The 19,127-nt window shown below is 65.8% G+C and carries 2 protein-coding genes; both read right to left on the bottom strand.

Going from position 1 to position 19,127, the window contains the following annotated elements; translation table 11 throughout:
- Nucleotides 1–7: 7 nt before the first annotated feature.
- A complete protein-coding gene (locus KO481_RS29750; protein WP_215921661.1) occupies nt 8–1,291 on the bottom strand; it encodes a cytochrome P450 in 1,284 nt (427 codons plus the stop codon).
- Between the two features lie 314 nt (nt 1,292–1,605).
- A complete protein-coding gene (locus KO481_RS29745; protein ID WP_215921660.1) occupies nt 1,606–18,786 on the bottom strand; it encodes a non-ribosomal peptide synthetase in 17,181 nt (5,726 codons plus the stop codon).
- Nucleotides 18,787–19,127: the final 341 nt, after the last annotated feature.

The raw sequence follows: 19,127 nt of genomic DNA, 5'->3' as shown, positions 1-19,127 counted from the left end.
CAGGACACTAGTCGGCAGTGAGTTTGGCGGGCATGGTGCGGTAGGCGTGCAGGTTCATCAGGCCACGTGGGGTCGGGGGGCCGTCCAAGCGCAGATTCGGATATCGCTCGAAGAGGGTTCGCAACGCGATGACGCCTTCCATGCGGGCCAGCCGGTATCCCAGGCAGCCGTGCACGCCGCTGCTGAACGCGAGGTGATCCGCGGCGTTGGCCCTGGTCACATCGAATCGTTCGGGATCGGGGAAGACGCCGGGGTCGTAGTTTGCCCCGGCCAGCGATAGAAGGACCAGGGAACCGCGCTTGATGTGCTGATCGGCGATGTCGACGTCACAGTTGGTCATCCGGCCTGTCATCCGCACGGGACAGTCGTAGCGCAGGATTTCCTCGATCGCGCCCGGCCACAGCTCGGGCTGCGCCATCAGCAGTTTCAGCTGGTCCGGATGGCTGGTCAGCAGGGCGATTCCATTGCCGAGCAGATTCACCGTTGTCAAGAACCCGGCGTCCAGCAGCAGGGCCCCGTTGGCCATCTGCTCGCGGCGGGTGAGCTCACCACTCGTGACCAGCACGGTGAGCAGGTCATTGCCTGGTTCGGCGGTGAGCTTGTCGATGCGCTGGTCGAAGTACTGCTTGACCTCGGTCAGCTCTTCGGTGGCCTGGCGATACATGGTCCAGGTCAGGCCGCGGTCGACCAGCGGCGCACTGTTGTACCCCCACTTCAGCAGGGTCGAATGCATGTCGGCGGGAAACCCGAGAATCTCGGCGATGATCGCGACGGGCACTTGTGCGGCGAAGTCCTCGATCAGATCCGGTCGCGGTTTCGACTCCAGGTCTTCGAGCAGGCCATCGGTCACTTCCACAGCCCGCTTCTCTAATTTGGCGATCGCCTTCGGGCTGAATGCCTGTCCGACCAGGCGCCGGTACCGAGTGTGTTCCGGTGGATCGGCCACCAGCATGGAGGGCGGTTCGGTCAGGTTGGGAAGTTCCTGATCCGTCTTGGCCATCACCCAGCGGATGGGCTTCGGGATGACTGGATGATCGGGTGTGACCACGCCGAAGCGATTGTCTCGCAGGATACGACGGCACAGTTCGTAGTCCGTGGTGACGTACATCCCCGACAGCTTGGGCAGACGGCCCCGCTGCCGGATCTCCTCGATGAACGGCGACGTGCCGAGCGAGCGATCTTGGCCGAAGGCGATCTGTGCGAGGGGATCGCCCCGACGCGCCGACCACCGCAGATAGGACCGCATTAGGCCGTGTATGAGCAGCCACCGAACCCAGGTGCGAGTCAGCATTGTCGCCTCCCACTCCGCTCTTCCTTATGATAGGCATCTACTACGACAGAGTGCTATTGCCGGGCCGTAACAAATGTGAGTAAAACGCTGGTAGACGGCCTGTTCTGGCGCGTTTCGCCTGGCGCATGTCGCGCTCGGGCGGGCTCGATTGCGCCACCGATCAGTTCCAGCGCCGCACCTGGCCAGCACTTTCTTTGGGTCGGCAAATATCCACAGAAAACCATTCCGTCGCCGCCCAGGGCGACGGAACTGCTCGGCAGTCACAATTGGTCGAAAGCCGTATCGGTTTATTATTGCTGGTGTAGGAGTTTCAGCTAGGTGGTCGGGGTCGAGCGGAGGTGCTCGGTGAGGACGAGTCCGATTGCGCGAAGCGGGGGAGGTTCGGTCATCCGTTCGTGGCGGGCAGGAATGTCGTGTTCGGTGATACAGCCGGTGATGTAGTCGTTCCACGCGAGCGCCGGATAGGGGTCGTCGTCCGTGTGGTCGGCGGCGTTGAAATAGATCAGGTCGCCATCGAAGAGCCCCGGCCGGTGGTTCCAGGTCAGGTCGACGAGGCGGGCGTAGTCGTCGCGCAGGATCACGAGATGTTCGGGGGTCACGGCTGTGAAGAGTCCGCCTTGCTGGTGCAGTAACTCGGTGGCGGCCTCGACGGTCAGGTCGGCGTCGCCGTCCGGAGAGGCGAAACCGCCGAACTCGGCGAGCATCTCCGCGATGGTGGGTGTGGGAGCGCGAGCGGTGCGGGCGGTGACGACGCGGGTGTCCATCATGGCCAGGGTGGCCACGGAGTCGCCGTCGCGGCGGAGTTGGACGGCAATCGCGTGGGCAATGGTGCCGCCGAGGGAGTAGCCGAGCAGATGGTAGGGGCCGTGCGGTTGGACGGACCGGATCTCCTGCACATAGCGGGCGGCGAGTTGGTCGAGGGTGTCGAACCGCACGGTGGGATCGGTGAACGCCGGGGATTGCAGCCCTCGGACGGGACGGTCGGGGTCGAGGTGCTGCACGAGCCCGCTGAAACACCAAGCCAATCCGACGGCAGGGTGAACGCAGAACAGCGGCGGCGCGGTACCGGCCGCGCGCAGGGGGAGCATGACCGAGATCGCGTCGCTGGGGTCTTGTTCGTCGATGCCGCGGAGGCGGGTATCGATGCGGCGGGCCAGTGATTGCGGTGTCGGATCGGTGAAGATCCACTGCACCGGCACGTCGACACCGGTCGACTCCGCCAGCCGCACCATCAGTTGGGCGGCGGCCAGCGAGTTGCCGCCGAGGGTGAAGAAATCGTCGTCGACGCCGGCCTGTTCGATGTCGAGGGTCTGGGTGAAGGCGTCGCAGACGGTGGCCTCGAGTGGGGTGGACGGCGACCGGAACCGCGTGTGTCGCAGATCGGGTGCGGGCAGAGCTTTGTAGTCAACTTTGCCGGTGGAGGTAAGGGGTATCCGGCCGAGGGTAAGGATGGTCGTCGGGATCATGTAGGTGGGTAGCCGGGTTGCGAGGTAGGTTCGCAGCGCAGTGGTGTCGGGTGTGGTGTCGGGAGTGGGTACGACGTAGCCGGTGAGTCGGTCCGTACCGTTCGGCTGGGTGTGGACCGCGACAGCGGCATGGACGATGTCGGGATGGCTGCGGAGCGCGGTTTCGATGTCGCCGGGTTCGATGCGGTGGCCGCGGATCTTGATTTGCGTGTCGTTCCGGCCTTTGAATTGCAGTGTTCGGTCGGTGGTCCAGGTGACCAGGTCGCCGGTGCGATACATGCGGGTCCCGGCCGGCCCGTACGGGTCGGGAATGAATCGTGCTGCCGTGAGTGCGGGTTGCCCGTGGTAGCCGCGGGCGAGGCCCGGTCCGGACAGATACAGCTCGCCCACCACTCCGGGCGGGACCGGGCACAATCCGCGGTCGAGCACTACGGCGGAGAACCCACGGGCCGGGCCGCCGATCGGCGGCGGACTGTCGGCGGTCGTGGTCAGGAAGACGTCGGTGCAGCTCTGGATGGTGGTCTCGGTAGGCCCGTAAGCGTTGATCAGCGTGCGGCCGGGGGCCCATCGTGTTGCCAGGTCTGCTGGGCATGTCTCGCCACCGAGGATCAGAGTGTGCACGGTGTCGAGTTCGTCGGGGTGCAGCGATGCGAGCACTGTTGGGGTGAGAGCGGCGTGGGTGACATGTTCGGCGTTGATCAACTCGTCCAGTTCGGCGCCGGCGACCACGCGCGCGGGTGCGAGGACCAAGGTGGCTCCGGTGACGGCGGCGCTGAGCCATTCGAGGATCGAGACATCGAAGGTCGGCGAGGCGACAGCCAGCATTCGTGAGATTGGGGAGAGCCCGAACCGTTCCCGTATTTCGGCGGCCAGGTTCGCGATTCCGGCGTGGGTAACCATGACCCCCTTGGGGGTCCCGGTGGAGCCCGAGGTGTAGATCAGGTAGGCCGGATGCTGTGGCCGCAGTGTGGTTGTGCGTTCAGGATCGGTGATCGCCTCGGAGCGCGCCGACGCCGCCGTCGCAGCGAAGGAAGGGGTGTCGAGGACGAGCCATCTGATGGCGTCCGGTAGCTGATCCCGGTGGGTCTGCAGTGTCACGCCGACGGCGGCACCGGAATCGACGAGAATGCGTGTGATCCGGTCTTCGGGCTGGGTGGGGTCGATCGGAACGAACGCCCCGCCGGTTTTGGCGACCGCCCATACGGCGATCACGCCATCAATGGAGCGTGGTAGCGCCACGGCTACCAACGATTCCGGTCCTGCTCCGGCGTCGATCAGTACCCGCGCCCACCGGTTGGAGGTTTCGTCGAGTTCGCGGTAGGACAGCCGCTTGCCGTCGCAGACCACCGCTTCGGTGTCCGGCCTCGCCGTGGCCGTCAAAACCTGTGGCAGCACCGACATCACCTCGCCGGGGCAACCGCGAACGGGTACCAACGCGGCGCGCTCGACCGGCGATAGCAGCTCCAGCTGGGTGAGGGGGAGATCGATGTGCGCAGCGATGGCCTCGAGCACTCGCAGCACCCGCTCGGCGATGGTCTCGATCTGGTGTTGTGTGAACAGTTCGGGCTGGTATTTGAAGGTCAGGTGCAGCCGGGTGTCGTGGTGGACCATGAGGCCGAGTGGATAGTGCGCGGCGTCTCGTCCGTGGGCGTCGAGGACATGCATTCCGGCAATGTCGGTGTCTTCGGACAAGCCGGTGGTGTCGACCGGGTAGGACTCGAAGACGGTCGCGGTGTCGAACATCGCGCCGGGCCCGGCCGCCTGTTGGATTCGGGTGAGTCCGAGGTGGTGATGGTCGAGCAGCGCAGCTTGTTCGGTGTGGATTCGCCGGAGTAGCTGGGCGAGGGTTTCGCGGTAGTCGAGCCGGACCCGGACGGGCACGGTGTTGATGAACAGTCCGATCATCGATTCGATGCCGGGGATCTGTGGGGGGCGCCCGGAGACGGTGGTGCCGAAGACGACGTCGTCGCGCGCGGTCGCGCTTGCGAGCACGATCGCCCAGGCGGCTTGCACGACGGTGTTGAGGGTGGTCTCCTGCCGGTTGGCCACAGTGGCCAGGGTCGCGCTGCGGTCTTCGCTCAGCGGCACCTGGACTTCGCGCGCGGCAGCGGACTGCTGGTGGCCGCGGGCTTCGGGCGCCAGCAGAGTCGGCTCCGTGACGCCCTCGAGTGCCCGCGCCCACGCGGTTTCCGCCGCGTCCTGGTCCTGGGTTTTCAGCCACGCCAGGTAGTCGCGGTAGGGATGCACCGGTGCCAGTGCACCGGGGTCGCTGTCGCCGGCGTAGAGGATCAGCAGTTCCCGGGTCAGCAGTGGCATGGACCAGCCGTCGATCAAGATGTGATGGATGCTCAGCACCAGCCGGTACCTCTGGGGGGCGGTGCCGATCAGCGTCAGTCGCAGCAGCGGCGCCACGGTCATGTCGAAGTGGCGGTCGGTGTCCATGACGTGTTCGAGCGCGGCCTCGGTGTCGTCGTGCCCGGCCAAGTCGACCTGGGTGAACGGCACCTCGATTTGCCGATGCACCACCTGCACCGGGTCGCCGGCGCCGTCGCGCGCGAATGCGGTCCGCAGGTTCGGGTGACGTCCGACGAGGGTCTGCGCTGCGCGGCGTAACCGGTCCGGGTCGACGCGCCCACCGAGTTCGATACAGAGTTGCACGATGTAGGCATCGAGGCTGCCCTCGGCGAGCTGGGCGTGGAACAGCAGCCCCGCCTGCAGCGGTGTGAGCGGCCAGATATCGTCCAGCGCGGGATATCGGGTCTCGAGGCGGTCGATCGCGGTCTGGTCGAGGTCGACGAGGCCGACGTCGGAGGGGGTCAGCCCGCCGGCACCGGGCCGGGACGCGTGATCGGCCAGAGCCGTCACCGCGTCGCGCCACAGTTCCGCAAGGTCGGTGACCTCGGCGGCGGTGAGCAGGCCGGCCGGATAGTCCCAGGCGGCGGTCAGGGCGGGTCCGTCCGGTGTGTCCATGGTGAACGCGTTGATGCCCAGCAGGGCTGCCACGGATGCGTCGGGGTTCTGGGCGCCGCCGCCGTCGGCGTCGCTACCGGCGGGCATCCACCCGCTCTCGCGCAACGCGTCGGGAATGGTGTCGAACCGGCCGAGATAGTTGAAGCTCACCTGGGGGTCGGGCAGCGCGCCCAGGACGGGGGCGGTATCGGTGTTGAGGTAGCGCAGCAGCCCGTAGCCGATCCCGTGGCCGGGGACCTGGCGGAGTTGTTCCTTGACCGATTTGACGATCGCCCCTGCGGTAGCGCCGGCGGCGAACGCGTCGTCGATGTCGATGCCGGACAGGTCGAGCCGCACCGGGTAGGTGGTGGTGAACCACCCGACAGTGCGGGTGAGGTCGGCACCGCGGAGGACCGTGTCGTGGCGGCCGTGGCTTTCGAGAGTAAGCAGCGTCTCGGTGATGTTGTCGCCGTGGCGGTGCCGCCACCGGGTCAGCGCCAGTGCGAGCCCGGCGATGAGGGCATCATCCACATTGCCGCGGAACGCCTCCGGCAGGGTAGTGAGTACAGCGCGGGTCACCGCGGTAGGCAGCGTCACCTTGACCGTGGCGACGGTGGCCTGCACGTCCACGACCGGGTCGAGAGGGCGGGTCCCGATCGGCGGATCAGCGGCGGCGAGCGTGGCACGCCACCAATCGAGTTCATCGAGGCTCCCCGCGGCGGTGTCCAGACCGTGCGCCCAGCGGCGCATCGACGTACCGACAGGCGCGAGCTCCGGCCGTTGCCCGGCACTCACCTGGGCCCAGGCGGCGGCGAGGTCGGGTACGAGGATCCGCCACGACACTCCGTCTATCACCAGGTGGTGTGCGACGACCAGGAGTCGGCCCGGCTGCCCGGCGCAGTCGAACCAGACCAACTGCAGCATGATTCCCGCGGCGGGGTCGAGGCGCTCGGCGGCCGCGCGGGCCTCCGTGTCGGCGATCGCGGCGAACGCGCTGCTGTCCGGCGCCGCGTCCACCGGCACGTGCCGGATCAGTCCCGCGGCGGATATCCCGGCCGGCTGCACCTGCAATGCCCACCCCGATGGGTGTGCCGGTTCGGGCCGTAGCCGGGCCCGCAGCATGTCGTGGTGATCGATCACCGCTTGTAGGGTCGCCGCGATCCCGGTGCTGTCGATGCCGTCCGGCAGCGTGAGCATCACCCATTGGCAAAGTCGGTCGAATCCGCCACGCTCGAACATCCAGCACATGATCGGCGTCAGCGGCATCGACCCCACACCCCCGCCGGGCAGTTCTGCCGGAAGAGGGGCCGCCGCGGCGCTCTCGCGGTCGGCGATCCGAGCCAGCCCGGCGACCGTTCTATGCTCGAACACCTCGCGCACGGAGAACACCAGGCCCGCCGTCTTGGCGCCGGTCACCAACTGGATCGACATGATGCTGTCTCCGCCCAGGGCGAAGAACGAATCATCGAGACCGACCCTGTCGAGACCCAGTACCTCGGCGAACAGTCCCGCCAACGTGGTCTCCACATCGGTGACCGGCGCCCGGAATTCGGTTCGGCCCGTGCTGAAGTCGGGCTCGGGCAGCGCGGTGCGGTCGAGTTTGCCGTTCTCCGTCATCGGCAGCGCGTCCACTATCACCACGGTCGCGGGCACCATATGCGGGGCCAGCCGCTGCCCGGCCGACGCGAGGACCGCAGCCGGCTCGAGGTGGGCGCCGGGCTCGGGCACCACGTACCCGACCAACCGATCGCCGGTGGCGGAGCTCCGGTGCACGGTCGCTACCGCGCGGGCCACCCCCGCGCAGGCCAGCAGACCCGATTCGACCTCGCCGAGCTCGATGCGGAAACCACGTATCTTGACCTGGAAATCCGTCCGGCCGACATAGTCGAGGGTCAGGCCCCCTTCCGGTTGCCGCCGCCAGCGCACCAGGTCCCCGGTCCGGTACATGCGTTGTCCCGGGCGTGCGAACGGATCGGCGACGAATCGTGACGCCGTCAGATCCATCCGGTTGTGGTAACCGCGAGCCAGACCCGGACCCGCGAGATACAACTCCCCCTCAACCCCGACCGGTACCGGCCGCAACCACGCGTCGAGCACAACCTGCCCGACCCCACGGATCGGCCCGCCGATCGTCACCGCCGCCGACGGATCCAGCGCCGCACTGATATTCGTCATGATCGTGGTCTCGGTCGGACCATATCCGTTGTGGAACGCTCGGCCCGGCGCCCACCGTCCGACCAATCCCTGCGGGCAGGCTTCGCCACCGGCGACGAGCACCCGCAGGCCATCCAAACCTGTCCGGTCGATCGACGCCAGCGCTGACGGGGTGATGAAAGCATGCGACACCGACTGCTCGATCAACAAGTGCCGCAGCTCTTCTCCGCCATACAGGGTTGTCGGTGCGATCACCAGTGTCGCTGTGGCCTCGATCGCCATCAACTGTTCGAGCACGGCCGCGTCGAAGCTCGGCGACGCGAAGTGCAGGATCCGCGCCGAGGGCACCACCGCGTACCGGTCACGTTGCTCGGCAGCGAAGTTCGCCAGTCCGGCATGGGTGACGATCACACCCTTGGGGCGCCCGGTGGAGCCGGAGGTGTACATGACGTACACCGGGTGAGCCACGTGTAGCGGTACCTTCCGTTCAGCCGGCGTGATGGCGGCCACGGAGGTGGCGCTGAGATCGGCTCGTAGCTCGGGGGCGTCGAGTACGAGCCAGTCGATCGTGCCGGGCAGCTCTGCCGCTACCGTCGACGCCGTGATACCGACCCGCGCACCGGAATCGGTCAGCATGAACGTGATCCGGTCGGCGGGGTAGGTGGGATCGATCGGTACGGACGCTGCCCCCGACTTGGCCACCGCCCATACCGCCAGCACCGACTCGACCGACCGCGGCAACCCCACCGCAACGGTCGCCTCCGGCCCCACACCCCGACGGATCAACAGTCGCGCCAACCGATTCGACTCGGCATCCAGCTCGCCGTACGTCCACCGCCGATCCCCGTACACCACCGCGGCCGCCCCCGGATTCCTCTCCACCGCCGCCGCCAACAGCTCCGGAAACACTCGCCCTGGCACAGCCGGATCGCCCGACACCGACGTCAACTCCCGATATTCGGCCGGGGAGAGCAGATTCAGCCGGGCCAGCGGCAGATCAGGGTCGGTGGTCACGACGCCGATCACGTGCAGGACCCGCCGCAGGGTCGCCTCCATCGTGTCGTGGTCGAAGAGTTCGGGCAGGTACTTGATTTTCAGGTGCAGTCGCGTGTCGACATGCGCGACCACTCCCAGCGGATAGTGCGCTGCGTCGGTGCCGTACACGTCGACCAGCCGCACGCCGGCGATATCGGTGTCCGCCGTCAGCCCGAAGCGATCGACCGGATAGGACTCGAACACCGTCATCGTGTCGAACACGCCCCCCGGCCCGGCCACCCGCTGGATATCGGTCAGACCCACGAACTGGTGATCGAGCAGCGTGACCTGCTCCGCCTGGATTCGGTCGAGCAGTTGCCCCAGGCTCTCGGTGGTGTCGAGACGGACGCGCACCGGCAGCGTGTTGATGAATAACCCGATCATCGATTCGACGCCCGCGAGCTGCGGGAACCGTCCGGAGACTGTGCTACCGAACGTCACGTCCGCTCGGGACGTCAACCCGCCCAACACGATCGCCCACGCCGTCTGGAGCACGGTGTTGAGGGTGACTCCACGGGACCGCGCGAGACCGGTCAGCGCCGCGGTCTGCGCCTCGGTCAGTTCGCCGACCACCTCACGTGATTCGGTGTATCGACGGCGAGGATCGTCCGCAGCCACCAGGGTCGGCTCGTCGGCGCCGTCGAACACGCGGGCCCAGGTGTCCAGCGCCGCGGCTGGGTCCTGCCCGGCGATCCACGCCAGGAAGTCCCGATAGGGGCGCACTCGAGGCAACATCGCGGCGTCGCCGTCGGTGGCGTAGAGCACCAGCAGCTCCTGCAGCAGCAGCGGCGTCGACCAGCCGTCGAGCAGCAGGTGATGATTGGTCAGCACCAGCCGGTGGTGCTCCGGCCCCGTCGTGACCAGCATCCAGCGCATCAGCGGGGCACGAGCCGGGTCGAATCGGGTCGCGCGGTCCGCGGCCATGAGTTGCTCCCACTCGCGATGCCGTGCATTGTTGTCCAGCCCGGACAGGTCGAGCTCCGACCATGGAGCCTCGACATGTTCGTGGACCACCTGCACCGGTGCGGCGCCGATGTCGGTGACGAACGCGGTGCGCAGATTCGCATGCCGGTCGAGCAGCACCTGCCCGGCTCGGCGCAGCCGCCGCGGATCGACGTGCCCGCGCAACTCGAGGACCAGCTGCATCACGTAGGCGTCGACCGACTCCTCGGAGACCAGCGCATGGAACAGCAACCCCTCCTGCAACGGAGTCAGTGGCCAGACGTCGCTCAACGCCGGATACCTGTCCTCGAGTCGCTCGATCTCGGACTGCCCGAGCCTGACCAGATCCAGATCCGAGGGCGTCCGTCCCCCGCTCCCGGAGTGGCGGGTATGGGTCGCCAGCGCAGTCAATGCCCGGCACCACGACTCCGCCACTTCGCGGACCTCGTCGGCCGTGAGCACCCCGGCGGGATACGACCAGATCGCTCGTAGTCGCGGCCGGCCCGCGTCGTCGAGGGTGAGGGCATTGATATCGAGCACCGCAGACACCGGCATATCCGGATTCCGTGCACCGGCAAGTTCGGCACCGCCGAGGTCACCGCCGCCGTCCACCGGCATCCATCCGACCGCCGCCATTCCTTCGGGAATCCCCGAGGAGACGCGGCCGAGGTAGTTGAACCCGATCTGCGGCGTCGGCAGAGGCCGCAGTATCGGGCCGGTGTCCTCGTTGAGATACCGCAACAAGCCGTAGCCGATCCCGTGGTCGGGGACGGCGAGGAGCTGTTCCTTGACGGACTTGACCGCTGCCCCCATAGCGGGCCCACCCGCGTACGCGTCGTCGAGATCGATGCCCGACAGATCCACCCGGATCGGAAAACTTGTGGAGAACCAGCCGACCGTCCGGGTCAGATCCGAACCTGGGACAACGTCCTCCTCGCGGCCGTGCCCTTCCAGGTCGATCACCATGTCTGCGAGCGGGTGGTCTGTGGCCTCCGTCGCGTGCTCGCGCCGCCACTTCGTCACCGCCACCGCCAGCGCGGCCAACAGCCCGTCGCCCACACTGCCCCGGAATTTCGAGGGGACGTCGGTCAGCAGCGCCTCGGTCACCTCGGGAGACACTCCGACCTCGATCGTGCGGGCAGTGGCGGCGACATCGATCGCGGGGTCGAGGGGCCGCGAGCCGATCACCGGATCGTCACCGATGGCCATCGCTTGCCACAACTCGAGTTCGGCGGCACGCTCCGGGCGCTGGGCTGCCTCGACCAGACCATGCGCCCACCTGCGCATCGAGGTTCCGACCGGGGCAAGGTCGGGTGGTTGTCCGGATTCGAGCCGCGCCCACGCGATCGCGAGATCCGGCACCAGCACCCGCCAGGAAACCCCGTCGATCGCCGAATGATGCACCAGCACCAGTACCCTGCCCGGTTCCGCCGCGTCCGCTGGGTCGAACCAGACCGCCTGCACCACGATCCCCGCGCCCGGATCGAGCCGGTCCGCGGCGGCATCCAGCTCCGCCGCCGCCAACGCACGGAGCTCGACGCTTCCCAGCCCGCCCGCGTTCGCCACCCGGTGGATGACGTCGTCGGCGCGAACCGTTCCGACCGGCAGCACCTCCCAACTCCACTGCCCATCGGCGTCCGGCCGCAGCCGTGCGCGCAGCATGTCGTGCCGATCGAGTATCGCCTGCACCGTGTCCGCCAGCCGCTGCCCGTCGATCTCCGCCGGCAGACCCAGCATCATTGCCTGCGAGAAGCGGCCGAACCCCGACTCCGCCCGCTCGAGCAGCCAACGCATGATCGGCGTCAGCGGTATCGGCCCTACACCTCCGCCGGGCAGTTCGGCCGCAAGGGCGGTCGCCGCGGCGGTATCGCGGATCGCGACCTGTGCCAGCCCGGCGACCGTTCTACACTCGAACACATCGCGCGGGGAGAACAGGACACCTGCTGCTCTGGCTCGAGTCACCAACTGGATCGACATGATGCTGTCTCCGCCGAGGGCGAAGAACGAGTCGTCGAGACCGATCGTATCGATACCCAGCACATCGGTGAATACTCGAGTGATCGTGTGTTCTGTCGGTGTCTCGGGCGCTCGGAACGGCTTGTGGTCGGTGTGTACCGGTTTTGGTAGTGCTTTGCGGTCGAGTTTGCCTACCGGTGTCAAGGGGATGTGGTCCAGCACCATGATCGAGGACGGAACCATATAGGACGGTAATCGGTGGGTGAGGTGTTCGGTCAGGGTTGCGGTATCGATCGAGTGATCCTGTGCGGCAACGACATACGAAGCCAACGAGTCGGTGCCGGAATCGCTGCGGTGGCCGATTGTGATAGCGAAACCGACGCTCTCATGGGCGGCGAGGGTCGTGTCGATCTCACCGAGTTCGATGCGTTGGCCGCGGATTTTGACTTGGAAGTCGGAACGGCCGAGGTGCTGGACGGCTCCGTTGGGCGTCCACCGAACCATATCGCCCGTACGGTACATCCGGTCACCGGGTTTCCAGGGACATGCCACGAAACGCTCGGCTGTCACAGCTGTCCGGCGATGGTATCCGCGGGCCAGTGCAGCACCCGCGATATACAACTCACCCGCCATACCGACCGGCACCGGTTGCAGCCGTTGATCCAACACCCATTCCCGGACACCGCGAATCGGGCCGCCGACCGTAATCGACTTGCCCGCCACCAACGGAGTGCCATGGTTCGTCATGATCGTGGCCTCGGTCGGACCGTAAGCATCGAACATGTTGCGACTGCCGCCCCAGCGCTGGACCAACTCGGTGCCGGAGTCCTCGCCGCCGACTACCAGATGTCCCAAATCTGGTAGCGGCCAATGGGTGTGGTCGATGGTGGACAACGCGGAAGGTGTGATGTAGGCGTGGCTGACATGCTCGCGGTCGAGCAGTTCGCCGAGTTCGTCGCCACCATATGCGTCGCTGGGCGCGATGACCATAGTCGCGCCCGCGCACAGCGCCAAAAGCAATTCCTGCACCGACACATCGAAGCTTGGCGAAGCCAAATGCAAAGTACGAGAATTTGATTCAACATCCATGGCATCCCGGTCCTCGGTGGCACAGTTGCCCAGTCCCTGGTGGGTGACCGTGACGCCTTTGGGCAACCCGGTCGATCCGGAGGTGTAGATGACGTAGGCGACATTATCGACACGCAGCGGACGTACCCGGTCGCTGTCGGTGATGGGACGGTTATCGGTCTTGTCGAGGTTGTCGGGTGTCAGCCAGTCGATGCTGTCGGGGAGTTGTGCTCGCACGGATGGCACGGTCAGGCCGATGGCTGCTTTGGAATCGGTCGTCATGTGGGTGATGCGTTCGGTGGGGTAGGTCGGGTCGATCGGCAGGAAGGCGGCTCCCGACTTGGCGACTGCCCATATTGCGAGTACGGACTCGGGAGAGCGTGGAATGCCGATCGCGACAATGTCTTCCGGGCCGATGCCTCGTCGGATGAGTTGCCGCGCCAATCGGTTCGAACGCTCATCCAACTCCCGGTAGCTCAGCCGCTGCCCGCCGAACACGATCGCCGTGGCGTCGGGATCCCGCCCGGCCGCCGTGGCCAACAGCTCGGCCAGGGTGGTGGGCGCCACGGTGGGTGCACCGGAGCGTGTCAGCAGATCGGCTCGTTCGGCGGGTTCGAGCACCTCGATCGTTCCGACCGAAACCAAGGGATCGGCGGCAACCGACTCCAACACCCGGATCCATCGGTGCACGAGAGAATCGATGGTCGTCGTGTCGAACAGATCCGTGGCATAGGTGACCGACACCGTCATACCGTCGCTGTCACCGCTGTCCGACAACACGAATGCCAAGTCGAAGCGAGACATCTCGGCGGGTAGGTCGACCACCGACACCACCAGGCCGGGCAGTTCGAGCTCCACTCGTTGCAGATTCTGGAACGCCAGCAGCACCTGGAACAACGGGTGCCGGGACTGGGATCGCTGCACATCGAGTTGATCCACCAATTGCTCGAACGGAACATCGGCGTGTTCGAAGGCGTCCAGGTCGACCTGCCTGACCCGGCTGAGCAGGTCGGTGAACGATTCGTCGAGGTCGATGTCGGTCCGCAGCACCAGGGTGTTGACGAACATGCCGATCACCTCGTCGAGTGCGGCGGCGCCGCGCCCGGCGATCGGTGTGCCGATCGGAACATCGGTGCTACCGCTCAACCGGGCGAGCAGGACCGCCAGCGCACCGTGGATCACCATGAACAGCGATGAACTCTGCTGCCGCGCAAACCTTTCCAGCGCCTGAATCAACTCGGCGTTCACCGTGTAGCTGGTAGTGGCACCTCGGTGAGACATCACCACCGGCCGCGGCCTATCGAACGGCAGAGAAAGCTCCTCGGGAACTCCGTCCAGAGTTTCGGTCCAGTATCGGATCTGCCGGGCGCACAACGATTCCGGGTCGTCGGGCGAGCCGAGGGTAGCTCGTTGCCATAGTGCGTAGTCCGCGTACTGGACGGCCAGTGGTGTCCACGACGGGACTTCACCGCGAATCCGTGCGGTGTACGCAGTTGTCACGTCGCGGGCCAGGGGTGTCATGGAGAAGCCGTCCGCGGCGATGTGATGCACCACGACAGCCAGCACATATTCCGATTCCTCGCTGCCGACCACGCGGAACAATCGGGCACGCACCGGCACCTGGGTGCTCACGTCGAAACCCTCGCTGATGAATTCGGTTACCGTTGCGATCAATTGGCTCGACAGAACCGGCACCGGAGTCAGTTCCTGGTCGATGTCGTCGACGGATTCGATCAGCTGGATCAGTATTCCGTCATGGTCCGGGTACCGCGTTCGCAAAGACTCGTGTCGGCGTAGCACGTCGACCATGGCCAGTCCCAGGGCATCGACATTCACCTCGCCGCGCAGCCGAATGGCGATCGGCATGTTGTATGCCCCCGAGCCGGGTTCGTACTGATTGAGGAACCACATCCGTTGTTGGGCCGGTGCCAACGGCACGAGCTCGGGACGCGGTCCCGCGATCAATGGTGGGCGTTGTCGCCCCTGACCGGCATGCTGCTCTACATAGGCTGCGAGCGCCGCCACCGTGGGCGCCTCGAACAACAGCCGCACCGGAACCTCGGTGTCCAGCGCGGCCCCGAGTCGCGTCGCAACCCGGGTCGCGACCAAACTGTCTCCGCCGAGGGCGAAGAACGAATCATCGAGACCGATCGTGTCGATACCCAGCACATCGGTGAACACTCGAGCGATCGTGTGTTCTGTCGGTGTCTCGGGCGCTCGGAACGGCTTGTGGTCGGTGTGTACTGGTTTCGGTAGTGCTTTGCGGTCGAGTTTGCCTGCCGGTGTCAATGGGATGTGGTCCAGCACCATGATCGAGGAGGGGACCATGTAGGACGGTAGCCGGTGGGTGAGGTGTTCGGTCAGGGTTGCGGTATCGATCGAGTGATCCGGTGCGGCAACGACATACGAAACCAGTGACTCGGTGCCGGAATCGTTGCGGTGGCTGATGGTGGTGGCGAAACCGACGGTCTCGTGGGCGGCGAGGGTCGCATCGACTTCACCGAGTTCGATGCGTAGGCCGCGGATTTTGACTTGGAAGTCGAGACGGCCGAGATGCTGGACTGCCCTGTCGGGCGTCCACCGAACCATATCTCCCGTACGGTACATCCGGTCACCCGGTCTCCAGGGACACGCCACGAAACTCCCGGCCGTCACAGCTGCCCGGCGATGATATCCGCGGGCCAGTGCAGCACCCGCGATATACAACTCACCCGCTACACCGGCCGGTACGGGTTGCAGCCGCTGATCCAACACCCATTCTGAGAAGCCGCGAATCGGGCCGCCGATCGTTACCAACTCACCCGCCACCAACGGAGCGCTGTGGTTCGTCATGATCGTGGCCTCGGTCGGACCGTAAGCATTGAAGAACTCACGACCGTCGCCCACCCAGCGTCGCACCAGCTCCGGCGGGCAAGCATCACCGGCAGAAACGACGACCCGCAGGTTGTCGAGCCCGTCCGGATCCACCGAAGTCAACGCTGCCGGCGTGATCACGGCGTGGGTCACCCGCTCGCGGCGCAGCAGCTCAGCCAGCTCCGCGCCGCCGTAGATGCCGGGCGCGACGATCACCATCGTGGCGCCGGAACCCACCGCAAGCAGCAACTCCCAGACCGAGGCATCGAAGCTCGGCGACGCGAAATACAGGGTCCGCGAAACCGCGGTCACCGCATAGCGTTCCCGCTGTTCGGAACCGAGCGCGGCTACCCCGGCATGCGTCACGGTCACGGCCTTCGGCACACCCGTGGAGCCCGAGGTGTAGATCAGGTAGGCCGGATGCTGCGGCCGGAGCGGGGTTGTGCGCTCGAGATCGGAGATCGCCTGGGCACCGAAGTCCTTGTCGAGGTTGTCGGGTGTCAGCCAGTCGATGCTGTCGGGGAGTTGTGCTCGCACGGATGGCACGGTCAGGCCGATGGCTGCTTTGGAATCGGTCGTCATGTGGGTGATGCGTTCGGTGGGGTAGGTCGGGTCGATCGGCAGGAAGGCGGCTCCCGACTTGGCGACTGCCCAAATTGCGAGTACGGACTCGGGGGAGCGTGGAATGCCGATCGCGACAATGTCTTCCGGGCCGATACCTCGCTGGATGAGTAGTCGGGCCAGTCGGTTCGAACGCTCATCGAGTTCTCGGTAGCTCAGCTGTTGCCCGTCGGAGACGATTGCTGTGGCGTCGGGATTCTGTACGGCTGCGTTAGTCAGTAGGTCGGCCAGGGTGGTTGGCGCTGCCGTGGGCGCGCCGGAGCGTGTCAGCAGATCGATTCGTTCGGTGGGTTCGAGTACCTCGATCGCGCCGACCGCGACGGTGGGATCGGTGGCGACCGATTCGAGTATCCGGAACCACCGGTGCACGAGAGAATCGATGGTCGTCGCGTCGAACAGATCCGTGGCATAGGTGACCGATACCGTCACATCGCCGCTGTCACGGTCGTCCGACAGTATGAACTGCAGATCGAAGTGAGACATCTCGGTGGGCAGGTCGACGACTGACACCGCCAAACCGGGCAGTTCGAGCTCCACTCGTTGCAGATTCTGGAACGCCAGCAGCACTTGGAACAGCGGGTGCCGGGACTGGGATCGTTGCACATCGAGTTGATCCACCAATTGCTCGAACGGAACATCGGCGTGTTCGAAGGCGTCCAGGTCGACTTGCCTGATCCGGTCGAGCAGGTTGGTGAACGATTCGTCGAGGTCGATGCCGGTCCGCAGCACCAGGGTGTTGACGAACATGCCGATCACGTCGTCGAGTGCGGCTGCGCCGCGCCCGGCGATCGGTGTGCCGATCGGGATGTCGGTGCTACCGCTCAACCGGGCGAGCAGGACCGCCAGTGCACCGTGAATCACCATGAACAGCGATGAACTCTGTTGCTGCGCAAACCTTTCCAGCGCCTGAATCAACTCGGCGTTCACCGTGTAGCTGGTAGTGGCACCTCGGTGAGACATGACCACCGGCCGCGGCCTGTCGAACGGCAGACGAAGCTCCTCGGGAAGGTCCGCGAGCGTGGCTCGCCAGAACGCGAGGTTCTCGCGGCGGTGCCGGACCCGCGCGCCGTGGCGGGCGCTGCCGGGGTGGACCTGCCCGAGATCAGTGCCCGGTGCGGCGGCAGTGAACGCATCGAGGAACTCCACAAATCCGGTGCAATGTGCCGACAATTCGGGGCTGTTATAGAGGTTTGGATTGGCTAAGAAGTAGAGGATCGTCCGCGGCGGGTCACCGGTCTGATACAGGTCGATCAGCAAATCCTCGACCGGCCCCGAACTCAGGATATGGAATTCCCCGGTCACCGATCCGAGCTGGATCTTCTGGGGAAAATACATGACATTTACCAACGGTCCCGCGAAACGCCATTGCCCGCTTTGTCCGGTATATCCGGTGGCCGCGCGAATATCGGTGAGGCCGCACCGCTGATGCCGCAGGGTGCCTACCAGATCGGACTGCACCCGCCGCACCAGCGTCGCGACCGTGTCCTCCGGACCGACCACGATCGGAAGCGGTGTGACGTTGACAAACATCCCCCCGGACCGCCGCAGCACGGCAGTTGTGCGACCCGACATGGGGATATTGACCAGGACGTCGTCGCGGCCGGTCATCCGGGCCAGATAACATCCGAATGCGGCGATCACCAGCGCGGCCGGACTCGCATCCAATGCTTGCGCACAGTGATCGATCCGCCCCACCGCCGCCGTTGACAGTTCGGCGGTTGCGGTCACACTGTCCGCGCGCGCAGGTGCGTGCCCAGCCGCCAGGCTGGACTCTTCCCCGACGCCGGCCAGTTTGCGCACCCAATATGCCTGGTCGTCGATGAACCGCTTCGACTCCCGATAGCTGCGGTCGGCCTCGTAAAGAGTACGCAGGTCGGCGGCCCGGTTCGGCTCTGCCGGCCGGTCCTGCACCGCCGCCGTGTACAGCGCCGCCATCCGGTTCACGATCATCATCGCGGCATAGCCGTCCAGCGCTACATGGTGGATCTTGCTGTACAACAGATAATGCCGATCCCCGACCTGCACAATCGCCGATGTGACCAACCGGTCCCGGTTCATATCCAACGGCGTGGTGCACTCGCGATGCATCCACTGCAAGCCTGCCGCGACCGGATCCCGTTCACCACGCATGTCGATGACCGGCCCCGCCGACTCCAGCGACGGGTCGTACAACTGGTACGGCTCGCCGTCGATCTCCAGCAGTCGCACATACCCCGACTGGAACTCCTGGCCAGCTTGAATCGTCGTCGCACGCAACAGATCGACGTCCAAATCCCCACGGAACTCGATATACAGCGCCTCGCATACCGGCACGTCCGGACTCAGTTGCTGCGCCAGCCACAGCCCTCGCTGCCCGGCACACAGCGGCACTGTCTGCATCGCTGACATGTCCGGCTCGGCATCTGTGCTCAATCCCCGGTCGGGATGAGGTTGCTGTCGTTGAACGGTCATATCTACCCCTGCCCAAACCCAATTGAAGCACAGCGGTTCGTTTGCGTACACCCCGAGCCAATAATCGTGCCCAAAGTTGAATGGGCAATGGGTTTTTAGACTTTCAACGGCTGTTGACGGCGTGCTATTCGCCCTTTGCGATACCGCAACGCAAGCCAGGCTTGTGGTTTATCGATAGCTATCGTGCGGCCGGCCAACGCCGCGTACCGATGTGCGCTGTCGCAGCGCCAGTGGCTTCGGCCAGTTCGGTCCTGCCCGGGCCTGCAATGTCGACATCGACCGCAGCCACGACTGCCGGAGGGGGATCTGGGGTCCTGTGCTTCCCCTTCGGCAGCGTGACC

Origin of the sequence: Nocardia albiluteola, from assembly GCF_018860155.1 — a bacterium.
Taxonomy (GTDB): domain Bacteria; phylum Actinomycetota; class Actinomycetes; order Mycobacteriales; family Mycobacteriaceae; genus Nocardia; species Nocardia albiluteola.
The sequence above is the reverse complement of the archived record's forward strand: the minus strand, read 5'-3'. Positions and strand labels throughout refer to the sequence as shown.